Here is a 12,971-nt window from a genome sequence, read left to right as displayed (position 1 = left end):
TGCCTCCATGTGAGGGGCACTCGGCGCTTCGAACCAGGCATTGACAGCCCCGCTGGGACACCCCATGGAAGGACCGTGCGATGAGCCTGCGCCCACCGCCCTCCGACGTGAGGCAGTTGGCCAGCGGGCGGGACAGACCGTACTCATCCCACCAGTTCCGGCCCGCCGCCCTTTCCGGCAGTTTCGGAGTCGGTCACAGCGGCTCGGCGGAAGTCGGTGCGAGTGTCCACGTCGCCGACCACCGCTCTCCCAGGAGGTTGCGGCACACGTGAGGCCAACGCCGACGGGGTGAACAGCAAAGCTTGCGAGCCGCGCTCCTGTCGGCATTGGCCGACCGCGAGTTCTGACCTGCTTACGCGGTTAGGGTTTCGATTGGTGAATGAACAGGGAGCGCAAGGCCATACGGTCCACTTTTCTAGCGGGGGTGTACGGGATCTCGTCCAATAGTACGATGCTAGTGGGTCGTTTGTACTCGGCAAGGCGCTGGGCGCAATGCTGATGAATATCCTTGACGTCAAGAGATTTTCCTGCAGCGGGCACGATGAATGATATGGGTCGCTCACCCTTCCGCTGATCAGGTACGCCAATGGTGACGGAGTGTGCAACGTGGGGATGCGAGGCTATGACCTCGTCTATCTCGCGCGGGAAGACGTTAAATCCACCTACCAGGATCATATCCTTCGCACGGTCGACGATGTACAAATATCCCTCCTCGTCCAGTCGGCCGATGTCACCTGTTCGCAACCAGCCGTCGATAAGTGCCTTTGCTGTATCTTCCGGTCGCCTGTGATAACCACGGAACATGCGCTGCGGGCTGCGCACCAAAATTTCTCCCAAAGTGTTTACGGGCTGTGAATCTTGGCTTCCATCTGCAGCGATACGAACTTCAACATGGGGTGCAGGTCGACCTACGGAGCCAGCCAGTGCTTCTTCTCCGGGTACCTGGCTTGTGATAGGTGCTACCTCAGTCATGCCATATGCCTCGCGAATCTCCACGCCAGTGACATCTTTCCATTGGCGGAGTACGGAGGTTGGGAAAGGAGCGCCGCCGCCCGGGCAGACACGCAGTTGCCGAAGATCCGCCGAGGCGAGATTTGGGGCAGCCAACAGCCCGCTGTAGATTGCCGCGGGGCCTCCAGAAAATACGCTGACCTTGTATTCCTCCATCGCATCGATCACGGCGCTGGGTTGGAAGCGGGGGAAACTGACGACGCCAGCGCGGCCGTAGACGGGATTGAGTACGCCCATGAGCAGGCCCCATATGTGGGTCATCGGTGCGATGGTGGCCCACACCTCGGTGTCAACCCGCGTAGGCCAACAGGCTTCCATCGCCTGGACCGTGGCCATGAGCGAGGCGTGGTTGTGGATCACGCCTTTGGGAACTCCCGTCGTTCCTCCTGTGTACATGAGAGTCGCTAAGTCGTTGGCCCGAGGGCGGTGGCGGTTGTCGATATCCAGTGATGGATCGCTGCGCCAGCAATCAAGTGAAAGGTCTGCCGAGCCGAGAGTGAATAAGGCCCGCGGTTCGCTGGACTCCAACGCGGCTGTGACGTTGTCCGCACCGGGGCTCACCACGACAGCGGCCGGGGCGGCGTCAGCCAGCAGCAGCCGCAACTCGGCAGCTGTGTACGCAGGATTGAACAGTGCTACCTGGGCCCGGGCGGTCAGGGCGGCGAAGATTGATACGGCCATTTCAATGCTGTTGGGCAGCACGAGTGCCACAGGCCGGTCGGCCGTGCCTGCCTTGTCCAGGCATGCCGCCAAGCCGGCCACGCACCGCCCATACTCTCGGTAAGTGAGTTGTCCCTCGCCTTGGCGTAGAGCGATGCGATCTGGCACGGTATTGACCGCATCTCGGAAGGCGTCGACGACGGTGGTGTGATCACGCCGTCCGACTGCTACCGCAGACGGTGTTCCTCTGGTGGGCTTCGGTAAGGACACGAGTCCTCCTTCTTCATGGTATGAGGCAGCCCATCAGGCTACCGATTCCGCAATCGACTGACCACGGATACTGTCAGGACCCTGCCACTGTCGAGCTGACCTGGCCACTTGTGCCCACGCCTTGGGGTTTACCGCTCTCGACGGCAGTGGTTAGCTTGCATCAATCAATCGATCGACCTATCGACTCTTTGGGAGGGGCCTGCGAACAGGAAGTCTGACGGGGTGTCCGTTGCGCAATGTGCGACCGGCGGCTGTAGATCGCGTTCGGCGCTACTCCCTGCCTGTGCCTTGCGGATCTGACGTCAGTTCCCCCGCGATCGGGTGATCGGGACGGAAGTGCTGTTGCAGTGTCTGTTGAGTGGAAGAGCGATGTGGGGAGGGGTGAGCGCTTGCGCCCGAGCACGATGGCCTCCTGCTGATCCCTCCGATAGATAGAAGGCATCATGACTGATTTACCTGCCCAGCTCCGTGAGGTTCTGGCTTTGAAAGAGCTGGACCGAGGACGGCTCGACCCTCGAATATTTCAGGACCCTGAGATTTATGAGCTCGAGTTGGAGAGGATATTCGGGCGGTGTTGGCTCTTCCTTGCGCATGAGTCTCAACTCCCCGAGTACGGATCATTTCTCACCACCTGGATGGGGAAGGATAATGTACTGGTTGTCCGGCGGCGGGATAACACGATCGGTGCATACCTGAATAGTTGTCCGCATCGAGCAAACCCTGTAGTCAGAGCTTCAGTCGGAAATGCAAAGACCTTCGTCTGCAACTATCATTGCTGGTCGTTCGATACCGACGGCAGGTTGAGATCACTACACGAGGAGAGTGCCTTCGAGCGTACCCCTGGATTCGACCGCTCCGAGCTAGGGCTGCGCCCTGTTGCACAAGTAGACAGTTACAAAGGATTAGTTTTCGGGACCCTCGACCCCACGGCACCCTCGCTGGCTGATTACTTGGGCCCGTTCAGCTACATGATGGACACCCTCCTGGACAACGATCCAGGAGGGACAGAGTTCCTTCCCGGGTCCATCCGCTCTGAAATATCCTGCAACTATAAAATTCCCGCCGAGAACTTCGCGAGCGACGCTCTTCACGCCCGGTATACCCATGCGTCCGCTGCGCAAGTGATGCTGGGTCGCCAAGTTCCTCTTCTTGGGGGCCCTGATGCCGAAAGCTTCCAAGTCAATGCCAATGGGCACTGTTGGGAATTCAATCTTGATAAGCGAGGTAACGCTGCCACTCTTGGGCAGCCGCTGATCAAGGATTATCTGCGGGGGCATGAGGAGCAGTTCATCGAGCGACTTGGCTGGCCTCGCGCTTGGGCGGTCGGCTCCACCAGCTCAGTGACGATCTTCCCGAACTTCTCGTTTCTTCCCGGGCAGAACACCTTTCGTGTCTGGCGGCCGGTGACTCCATCCCAGACCGTTCTCCACACCTTTGTCCTGGTGAACAAGAACGCCCCCGAGGAAGTTAAGCGCGCATGGCGCATAGGGGCAATGCATACGTTTTCGCCGACCGGTCTATTCGAGAGTGATGACGTGCCGCCTTGGCAGGGTGCGACCGGGTCCCACCAGGGCACCGCCACCAGGAAACACCATTTGTACAGCGCGCTGGGTGGAGGAAGCCGCGTATCCCTTCCTGGTGCACCGGAAGGGCTCAATGTTTTTAAGGGGCAGGTAAGCGAGGAGAATGCGCGGGCTTACTACAAACGCTGGCGTGCGTTAATGCTCGCCCCCGCTTGGGGCGATGTCAGTAGCGACTCAACATCTGCGGAGACGCCGTGAACGAATCTCCTGATACTCCGCTGCGATCCCCTTCGGATTTCCTGCGACCTCAACTGCCGCAGCCGCCCATGGAAGTACTTGAACTGCTGGCTCTGCAACGAGAGGTGGAGCACTTCCTCTACAAGGAGGCTCGGCTGCTCGACAACGGGAAGTATCTCCAATGGGTGGAGCTGTGCACCGATGATATCCATTACTGGATGCCCGGAATTGAAGACCGCCAGTGCCGGGACCCGACAGGAGCGTACGGGCCTGAGCGGATGGCCTACTTCGACCATGACAAGAGATTACTCAAGGAGCGCGCACGGCACCTTGAACATCCGGCCGCATGGTCCCAGGACCCTCCGATCCGTCACTTGCACGTCGTCAGTAACGTCGAGGTCATATCTGCCGACACTCCAGGGAACCTGGAGGTTCACTCCGTTCTGATCCTTTACTCGAGCAGATTTGAGGACGAGAGGCACACGTTGTATACGCGTCGCGAAGATAGGCTGCGACGCGCAGAAGACGGGTCTCTCCGCATTGCTCGCCGCACCATCCTGCTCCAGGACGGCACGCTGCCGGCACCTTCTATCAACACCTTTCTATAGCCGAGCGGAGGAGCCGCATGATCAGTGACCGCCCTGCTGTCGGGACGGAGAATCTCCCGCAGATCACCGTGGGTTTAGGACTCTGGAAAGACCGGCCTGCGCACGAGGCGCTGGATACGGCGAAACTGGCCGACGAGCACAACTTTCCGGAACTGTGGATTGGCGAGAGAGAAACTTATGACACCTTCGCCCTGGCCACAGCGATCGGAAGTTGCACGCGGAGAATCCCACTGACTCTAGGGCCGCTGCCCGTCGCGGTTCGCGACCCGGCAATGATCGCAAGAGGTGCGGCCAGCGTTGCCGCCCTTTCAGGTGGCAGGAAGGTGCGCATCGCGGTGGGGTCCTCCAGCCCCATCATCGTCACGGGGTGGCATGGGCGTGATCACCGGCGACCGGCCAGAGCCATGAGCGAATCCGTGCAGGCCCTCAGGCATTTTCTTGCCCAAGAGAGGGCGAAAGTTGACGGCCAGGTGATCCGGACGCGTGGATATCGATTGCACCTTCCCACGCCCTCTGGGCATCTGACAATGGCTGCTTTCGGGACGCACACCATCCGCGCGGCAGCCCGCCAGGCCGACCGTATGGCAGTGGCTCTCGTCACCGCTGAGACCGCAGCGGAATTGGCCGAGCAACTCGCCAAGGAGTCGGCGGAAGCCCTGCGCCCCCGACCGCCGGTCGCCGCTTGGGTGCCCGTAGCCGCCACCTCGGGAGCGGCGGCGCTGCGGCAAGTACGACATATGCTGGCCGATTATCTGAACGCGCCTGGATATAGTGAGATGTTCACACGTGCTGGTTACGGTGACGTGGTTGAATTCGCCCGAAGTACACCACGGCCTCATCGCTCCCAATTGATTGAGGCGGTGCCCTTCGAACTCGTGAAGAAAATCGGGATATTCGGCGACAAGGAGACTGTCCGGCAAGGTCTGCTGGCCTATGGGGCGGCGGTTGACGAAGTCGTTGCGCTGCCTTGTTCTACCCAGGATGACCCAGCTGGTGCGTACACTCTGCAGGTTCTCCGGGCGATTCGGCAGGGAAGGCAATGAGCGGCGCCACTCCTGTCGCCCCTTCGCGGGCGCGGCCGGCACGTACTTCGAGAGGCGGAAGCCGTGCCCGGTCGGAAAACATCGCCGCGATCTGCTTGACAGTGCGGCAAAGGTTTACTCTCGGCGCGGCTTCCAGGCCGGCACAACGAAAGGGCCTCGCTGACCGGCTTGGCGGAGCCGGGCAAGCAGACCGAGTCCCTGCCGCGGCAGGCGGTGAGGGCAGTGCCGAGTGGCAGCGCACCTGCAGTGGTCAGGAAGAGCTGGTGGCTTATGAGGGAAGGACTGGACGCTCTCCCGATCCGCGGTGGGAGAGCAGCGGGGGGGCTTCCGTGGTGAGTTGGATCAGGTGTTCGGCGAGGTCGGTGTCGAGGGATGAGCCGGTCATGAGGCGCCGGTAGAGGATGGTGCCGGCCCATATGTCCTGGACGAGGTCGGTGTCGAGGTCGTCGGGCAGGTCGCCGCGTTGGATTCCGCGGTGCAGGGCAGCGGCGATGTTCTCGCGCTTGCGGTGCAGGAATGTCTCCCGGAATCGGGTCATGAGCTCGGGGTGGTGGAGGAGGCTGGCGGCGAGGGCGGGCAGTGCGGTGGCCATGTCCTCGTTGGTGTAGTTGTCCATGGTCATGTCGACGGCCTGGCGCAGTTCGGCGTGGGTGTCGCCGAGGTCGGGGATTTCATCGGCGCGGAAGATCTCGGCGAGTGCGTCGGCGACGAGCGCTTCCTTGCTGGGCCACCAGCGGTAGATGGTCGTTTTGCCGACGCCTGCGGCCGCCGCGACGGCCTCGATGGTCAGCGCCGGATATCCCTGTGCCGACAGGACGTCTCGCGCCGCGTTGAGGATTTTTGAAGCAGAGCGCGGCCCGCTGGTCGCCGAGCCTGAGGAGAAGACGAGTGCCATGAGTGAAACGATACGTAACGTTTCACTTAAGAAGCAAGGTGTGCTACGGTCACCACGACTGCAACGATACGTATCGTTTCGATCTGCCCTCTCCTCGAAGGAACTCGTGTCATGAAGGGTTACACCGTCCCCCTGTCTCCTCGCGGCATCGCGAACCTGGCGCCCGCCCCGCCGTGGCATTACGCCGGCACGGTGGTGGGTGTGGAGTTCTTCACCGATCCGGCCGCCGCCGCGGCGACCCTGCCCGAGGGGCTGACCGCCGATCCGGACTCCGCCGGCCGCGGTGTCGCGATGTTCATCGACTGGCAGTACTCCTCCACGGGCCTGGAGTACCTGGACCCCGCACGCTCGCAGTACCGGGAGTTCCTGGTCACCCTGGACGCTCACTACAACGGCACTCCGGTGGCCTGGTGCCCCTATATCTATGTCGACAACGACGCCGCCATGGCCCGCGGCTGGGTCCAGGGCTTCCCCAAGAAGCTCGGCGCCGTCCACCAGACGCGCGCCTACTCCGTCGGTGGACCCGGCACCCCTGTCCTCGGCCCGGGCGGACAGTTCGGGGCCACCGCCTCCTCCGCCGGACAGCGCATCGCGGAAGCCAAGATCACCCTGGAACAGCCGGTGCCCGACCCCGCCACCCTGATGAACCGCCCCGTGATCAACCTCCGCCACTTCCCCCGCCTGGCTGCCGGGCAACATGACCAGCCCGCCGTCCACGAACTGGTCATGTCCGTCCTGGACGACAGCGCCGTCAGCGATGCCTGGGTCGGCACCGCCGACCTCGCCTTCCTCCCCGCCCACGGCGAAGAACTCGCCGACCTGCCCGTCCGGCGTACCGGCAAGGGCTTTCACTTCGACCTCGCCTACACCGTCACCGACCTCAAGACCCTCGCCGACCACAGCGAATAGCGGGCACTCGAACTGCGAGCGCGGCGTCGAGGAGGTGGCGCAGGCGGGACGGGGTGGGGGCGATGGCGGTGGTGAGCAGGGCGCAGGTGTCGGCGAGTGGGGCCAGTACGGCGCAGCCGTCCGCCAGGTCTTCGCCCAAGTGGACCGGCTCCTCGATGGCGTGGGGCTCGGGCGTGACGACGAGGAGTTGGCCGCAGGCCCGGTGGCCGCCCAGGACGGCGGGGCCGTCCCAGGCGAGTGCGGGGACTCCGTAGGCGGTGTGCTGGTCGAGGATGAGCCGGCCGGCGCGGCGTACGGTGAGGCGGGTGGTGAGGTGTCCGGGTGGCTCCGCCATACGGCCGAGCAGCTGTTCCTCGCGTAGCAGCAGCCGCGAGGAGGCGGCGAGGGCGACGGTGTAGGTCTGGTGCAGCGTGCTGCCGCGTGTGCTGATCAACGGCTGGGGAAGCCAGGTCAAGGACGCGTTCTCGTCCGCCGTGAGCCGTACGTCGTAGCCGGCCGGGTCGGTGGTGGAGCCGCGCAGGGCGATGGTGGCGGCGGCCGTGGTCACCTCCAGTCCGGCCCGCTTCCGCGCGGTGATGTCGAGCGCCAGGCGGTCGCCTCCCAGCGGCGCGCTCATCGCCCCGATCACGCTGACCCGCGCCCGTCCGCCGGATGACCGTAGTCGCCGCAGATGGAAGGGGCCGTCGCTGTGCAGGACCGGGAGCGTGGTGGCGTGGCCGTTGTGTTCGGCGCGGATACGGGCGGTGGCGCGGACGCCGCTGCCCCAAGCGCCGTTCTGCTCGCCATCGCCGCCATCGCCGCCATCGCCGCCATCGCCGCCTTCGACGCCTGCGGCTCGTGGCGCCGTGGCGCCCGCGGGCGGGTGGACGGCAACCACGGTGTGCGTCGGTGGTGAGCCGGTCGCGGGGGTCACACGGCGCTCCCGGCTCGCCACGCGGTCAGGCAGCCGGTCACCCAGTCGGCGACCGGGCGGATCCCGTCGGTCTGGGTGAGGCTGGTCAAGGCGACGGGCAGGTCCCCGCGCCCGCGCTGTGCGTCGGCCGCCATGGTGTCGAGGTCGGCGCCGACGTAGGGGGCGAGATCGGTTTTGTTGACGACGAGGAGGTCGGCGGTGGTGATGCCGGGGCCGCCCTTGCGGGGGATGTCGTCGCCGCCGGCCACGTCGATGACGAAGATCTGTGTGTCGACCAGGCCACGCGAGAAGGTGGCGGTGAGGTTGTCGCCGCCGGATTCGAGGAGGATCAGATCGAGTGGCCCGACGGTGGCCTCCAGGTCTTCGACGGCCTCGAGGTTGGCGGAGATGTCGTCGCGGATCGCGGTGTGCGGGCAGGCGCCGGTCTCGACGGCGGCGATCCGCTCGGGCGGGAGCACGGCTTCGCGGCGCAGAAACTCGGCGTCCTCGCGTGTGTAGATGTCGTTGGTGACCACGGCGATGGAAAGCCGGTCGCGCAGGGCCCGGCACAGTGCGGCCACGGTCGCCGTCTTGCCGGAGCCGACGGGCCCGCCCAGCCCGATGCGCAGTGCGCGGCGGCCGCCGTCGGGCCGCACTGGTTCGGCGCTGTGGGTGTGGCGGTCCGGCATGGTCACGGCGTGGTCGAGATGCACGGCAACTCCATCGAGGTGGAAGGCGGTTCAGGAGGCGAAGAGGCGGACGGTCCAGGCGGCATGCTGTTCGCCGGTCAGGTCAAGCAGCGGTGCGGACGCGGCGGGGAGGCAGCCGACGCCCGCCTCGGCGACCCGGGCCGCGGCTGCCGCCGCGGCGGCGGTCACGTCGTCGAGTTCGGGAGTCAGCCGCGCCAGCAGTGCGGTCGCCTCGAAGGGGTCGAGGCTGAGCAGTCGTACGGCGGCGGCCGCGGGGCCGCCGACGCTCTCGTAGGCGGCTGCCTGTGCGGCATCCGGCGGGGTCAGCCCGGCCGCGCGAGCGGTGACACCGAGGACGACGGGCTGGTGTACGCCCTGCGGCCGGTCGCGGGCGAGCCGGTCCAGATCGGCCGACGGCCACGTGGCGCGGGCAGCGCGGAGCAGCTGTCGGCCGAGCCGTCGGGCGACCTTGCGCAGAGCGGGCATGGGGGTCCGGGCGTCCGCCGCCTCGTCCAGGAGGAGGGCGTCGTAGCCGGTGGCCGCGGCGGCCGCGAGTCCGGCGGCGGTCAACCCGGTTGTGTGCAGCCGCCCCCGGCAGAACGCTTCAAGGCTTGCGGTGTCGTGTACGCCGCCGGAGGCCACAGCGGCTTCCACACCGCCGGAGTGGGCGTGCCCACCGGCGGGGAAACGGCCGTCGGCCAGGATGAGCAGGGCTGCACGGCTCACGGCTACGCGGTCCGCCTTTCCGGAACGGAGAGCTGGAACGGGGAGGGGGTGCGAGAGGGGGTACGGAGAGGGGGTACGGAGAGGTGGTACGGGTTTGAGGCAGCACCGGCAGTGACACCGGCCGGGGCCAGGTGCTCCGGCCGGCGCTGTCCGTACCGCCGCCGGGTTGGCGCGGGCGCCGTGGCCCGATCAGAACAGGAAGTACCGCTGTGCCATGGGCAGTTCCGTCGCGAAGGTGCGGCCCACCGTCTGCCCGTCCACCTTGGTCCGTACGTCGGCGGTACGGGCGCCACCGATGGTCACATCGAAGGTGTCGGGGTCGATCTCGATGGCCGGCAGCCCGCTGTTGAGCTTCATATCGGCCTTCGTCACATCACGGGTGCTGTCGATCCGGGCCGGCGGTTTGAGCAGGCCCAGCTTGCCCAGTTCGCCCAGTTCGCCGTCCAGGGCGAGCTCGGGGACGAAGTTGACGGAGTTGGCCCGCGGGGAGCGGCCGCATGAGCCCCACACCGCGCGCGGCAGGAACGGCTGCGGCGTGGGGATCGACGCGTTGGCATCGCCGATCTGCGCGTATGCGATCTGGCCGCCCTTGATGACCATATGCGGCTTCACACCGAAGAACTTGGGTTCCCACAGGACCAGGTCCGCGAGCTTGCCCTGCTCCACGGAGCCGACGCGGCCGGCGATGCCGTGGGTGATGGCCGGGTTGATCGTGTATTTCGCGACGTACCGCCGCACACGGAAGTTGTCCGCCTGGGCGGTGTCCTCGTCGAGGTGCCCGTACCTGGCCTTCATCACATGCGCGGTCTGCCACGTCCGCATGATCATCTCGCCGATGCGGCCCATGGCCTGCGCGTCCGAGGACATCATCGAGATGGCGCCCATATCGTGCAGCAGGTCTTCGGCGGCCATCGTCGACGGGCGGATCCGGGAGTCGGCGAACGCCATGTCCGCCTCGACCTCCGGGTTCAGATGGTGGCAGACGATCATCATGTCGACGTGTTCCTTGACGGTGTTGACCGTCAGGGGCCGGGTGGGGTTCGTCGAGGCAGGCAACACGTTCGGGTGGCCGACCAGGCTGATCATGTCGGGTGCGTGGCCGCCGCCGGCGCCCTCGACGTGGAAGACATGGAGGCTGCGGTACCGCCGGCCGTTGCTGCCCTTCTTGCCCCTCCTGGCGCGGGGTGCCATGGGTTCCATGGTCGCTGCGAGGGTGTTCTGCACGAATCCGGCCTCGTTCAGCGAGTCGGCGTGCAGGGCGATCTGGATACCGGTGTCCTCGCATACGGCCAGGGCCGCGTCGATCACGGCGGGCGTGGCGCCCCAGTCCTCGTGGATCTTGAGGCCGAGAACACCGGCCCGGACCTGGTTCGTCAGCGCGTCCTTGTTGACGGTGCTGCCCTTGCCGAGCAGCCCGATGTTGACCGGGAACTGATCGAGCGCCTCGAACATCCGGTGGATATGCCAGGCGCCGGGCGTCACCGTGGTGGCGGTACTGCCTTCGGCGGGCCCGGTGCCGCCGCCGATCAGGGTGGTCACACCGGCCGCGAGCGCCTCGTGGATCTGTTCCGGGCACAGGAAGTGCACATGTGTGTCGACGCCGCCCGCGGTCAGAATCCGCCCGTTGCCGGAGATGACCTCCGTCTCGGGGCCGACGACGAAGTTCGACGCGCGGCTGTCGTCGAACTTCTGCCGGTCCATGGTCTCGGGGTTGTACGCCTTGCCGATGGCGGCGATCTCACCGTCGCGCAGTCCGACATCGGCCTTCACGATGCCCCAGTGGTCGACGATCAGCGCGCCGGTGATCACGGTGTCCACGGGGTCGCGGTCGCTGTCGCGCGCGTAGTGCGACTGCCCCATCGACTCGCGGATCACCTTGCCGCCGCCGAAGATCATCTCGTTGCCGCTGCGGCCGGGCCCGCCCGCCCAGTCCGCCTCGATCCGGATGACAAGATCGGTGTCGGCGAGCCGTACCCGGTCATCCGCGGTCGGACCGTACAGATCGGCGTATTTGGCGCGCGTCAGTGGCTCAGGCATCGAGCTCTCCGTTCCCGTCCTTGATCTGCAGGCCCTTCACCTTGCGCTCCCCCTTGATCGGAACGAGCTCCACGCACCGCTCGTCGCCCGGCTCGAACCGCTCCGATGTGCCGGATGGGATGTTCAGCCGCTTCCCGTAGGCCGCCTTCCGGTCGAAAACCAGCCCGGGCCTGGCCTCGTCACCGGATCCGTATCCGTCGTTGACCTCGGCGAAGTGGAAGTGCGAGCCGACCTGGATCGGCCGGTCCGACGGGTTGCTCACCATCAGCCGCGTGACCGGCTCACCGTCGTTGAAGCTCACCAGATGGGGCAGGCCAACCGGCATAGTGCCCACCGGCGCCTCGCCGTGCTCCTCGCACATCTCCTCCGGGTGCGGATCGGGCTCGGAGACGAACTCGAACTTCCCCGGATAAGCGGTCACTTCCTCCTCCGGCTCATCAAACGGATCGTGAATCGTCACCAGCTTCGTGCCGTCCGGGAACGTCGCCTCCACCTGGACGTTGTGGACCATCTCCGGAACGCCGTCCATGAGCTCGTCGCGCTTGAGGACGTGCCGCCCCGACTCCATGACGGAGTCGACCGTGGCACCGGCCCGCGCCTCCTCGTACACATGCGCCGTCAACAGCGCCATGACCTCGGGATAGTTCAGCAGCAGCCCGCGCTCACGGCGCCTCCGGGCGACGTCCGCCGCCACATGGACCAGCAGCCGTTCCCGCTCGTGCGGAGTCAGGTGCATGCTGTCTCCCTTCCTGCTCGTCGCATTGACCCGGAGCGGCGAGGCTCACGAGGACCATTGATTCGGTGGCCGAATGTCCGGTGGGCCGCATGCCGCTACGTGGTCACCGATCTCGACGGGAAACGGACACGGGGAGAGCGCTCCTAGCCCTCCATGGGGTGAAGCCGACGCACGCCCCGCGGAGAGCGCCCCTACGGTCTCGCAAGAGCCCTCGTACGCCCCGGAGGGTGCGTCGCCGCGTCGCATGGTCAGGCGTACGACGCTTCCGTCGCAGCCCGGCGATCTGAAGTCGTACATGTCGTAGTCCCATGCCACTCGAGCCCGGCTGTGGTTGTCGTTCGCCCGGTCTTCAAGCGATGGGCACAGCTGTTACACAGACGACCCGCGTAGACCCCCGGCCGTCGCGCCAACCCCCGCGCCGGGTATGACGGTCGTGGCCGAAATGACGTGCATCACCTCGCGAAAGGGGCGTGCTGTCTTGCGCTAAGAGTGACCTTCCTGTGAGGGAAAGGCGCCGATGACGTGCCCGAAAGCACATGTCGCGTGATCGGAAAGTTGCGGAATGCCCGGTTCCGAAGGTTGGCTGATTCGCGGTGCCGTGTGCCCCGTGGTTACATCCCTTCCACGCTCAGGCATCCACGAAATCCCGGGTCTTACGGGATCCCGTGACCATGCCGCGGGAGCCGATCCCCCGTCGGCACCCATGCGCGGTCGGAAGCACAACGAGACAGTCAT

General features: G+C 65.6%; 11 protein-coding genes. 4 read left to right on the top strand and 7 right to left on the bottom strand.

The annotated features are described in order from the left end of the window. Positions 1–360: 360 nt before the first annotated feature. Positions 361–1,941, bottom strand: a complete 1,581-nt coding sequence (locus ACWDSL_RS09965) for a class I adenylate-forming enzyme family protein (RefSeq protein ID WP_450483536.1) — start codon at positions 1,939–1,941, stop codon at positions 361–363. A 443-nt stretch (positions 1,942–2,384) separates the two neighbouring features. On the opposite strand from ACWDSL_RS09965, the gene ACWDSL_RS09960 reads away from it, so the two are divergent. From ACWDSL_RS09960 to ACWDSL_RS09950, 3 genes are read left to right on the top strand one after another with little or no spacing between them, the layout of a single operon-like run. Continuing rightward, positions 2,385–3,722, top strand: coding sequence for an aromatic ring-hydroxylating oxygenase subunit alpha (locus tag ACWDSL_RS09960; RefSeq protein WP_450483534.1), 1,338 nt, complete (start codon positions 2,385–2,387; stop codon positions 3,720–3,722). Further along, positions 3,719–4,309, top strand: coding sequence for a 3-phenylpropionate/cinnamic acid dioxygenase subunit beta (locus ACWDSL_RS09955; RefSeq protein ID WP_450483532.1), 591 nt, complete (start codon positions 3,719–3,721; stop codon positions 4,307–4,309). The genes ACWDSL_RS09960 and ACWDSL_RS09955 overlap by 4 nt, the downstream gene beginning before the upstream one ends. A 17-nt stretch (positions 4,310–4,326) precedes the next feature. Beyond that, positions 4,327–5,352, top strand: a complete 1,026-nt coding sequence (locus ACWDSL_RS09950) for an LLM class F420-dependent oxidoreductase (protein WP_450483530.1) — start codon at positions 4,327–4,329, stop codon at positions 5,350–5,352. A 268-nt stretch (positions 5,353–5,620) separates the two neighbouring features. Here the strand turns inward: ACWDSL_RS09950 and ACWDSL_RS09945 are convergent, their stop codons facing one another. Further along, positions 5,621–6,247, bottom strand: a complete 627-nt coding sequence (locus ACWDSL_RS09945) for a TetR/AcrR family transcriptional regulator (RefSeq protein WP_450483528.1) — start codon at positions 6,245–6,247, stop codon at positions 5,621–5,623. A 111-nt stretch (positions 6,248–6,358) separates the two neighbouring features. Between ACWDSL_RS09945 and ACWDSL_RS09940 the strand changes: the two genes are divergently transcribed. Beyond that, positions 6,359–7,156: an acetoacetate decarboxylase family protein gene (locus tag ACWDSL_RS09940; protein ID WP_450483526.1), complete on the top strand. Its 798-nt coding sequence runs from the start codon at positions 6,359–6,361 to the stop codon at positions 7,154–7,156. On the opposite strand, the gene ACWDSL_RS09935 is transcribed toward ACWDSL_RS09940, so the two are convergent. The 5 genes from ACWDSL_RS09935 to ACWDSL_RS09915 form a co-directional block, all read right to left on the bottom strand. Next, a complete protein-coding gene (locus ACWDSL_RS09935) occupies positions 7,128–8,069 on the bottom strand; it encodes an urease accessory protein UreD (protein ID WP_450483524.1) in 942 nt (313 codons plus the stop codon). The two genes, ACWDSL_RS09940 and ACWDSL_RS09935, sit on opposite strands and share 29 nt — an antisense overlap. Beyond that, complete coding sequence (ureG, locus tag ACWDSL_RS09930) at positions 8,066–8,761, bottom strand: urease accessory protein UreG (protein WP_450483523.1); 696 nt, start codon at positions 8,759–8,761, stop codon at positions 8,066–8,068. The genes ACWDSL_RS09935 and ureG overlap by 4 nt, the downstream gene beginning before the upstream one ends. Before the next feature lie 27 nt (positions 8,762–8,788). Further along, a complete protein-coding gene (locus ACWDSL_RS09925) occupies positions 8,789–9,463 on the bottom strand; it encodes an urease accessory protein UreF (protein ID WP_450483521.1) in 675 nt (224 codons plus the stop codon). Positions 9,464–9,652: 189 nt separating this feature from the next. After that, on the bottom strand, positions 9,653–11,500 hold the full coding sequence (gene ureC, locus ACWDSL_RS09920) for an urease subunit alpha (protein WP_450483519.1): 1,848 nt from the start codon (positions 11,498–11,500) through the stop codon (positions 9,653–9,655). Next, positions 11,493–12,236 carry an urease subunit gamma gene (locus ACWDSL_RS09915; RefSeq protein ID WP_450483517.1) on the bottom strand — a complete coding sequence of 248 codons (744 nt, stop codon included), beginning with the start codon at positions 12,234–12,236 and terminating at the stop codon, positions 11,493–11,495. The genes ureC and ACWDSL_RS09915 overlap by 8 nt, the downstream gene beginning before the upstream one ends. Between the last annotated feature and the right edge of the window lie 735 nt (positions 12,237–12,971).

It is taken from the genome of Streptomyces sp. NPDC000941 (genome assembly GCF_053599555.1).
This window is presented reverse-complemented; position numbering and strand designations above follow the sequence as displayed.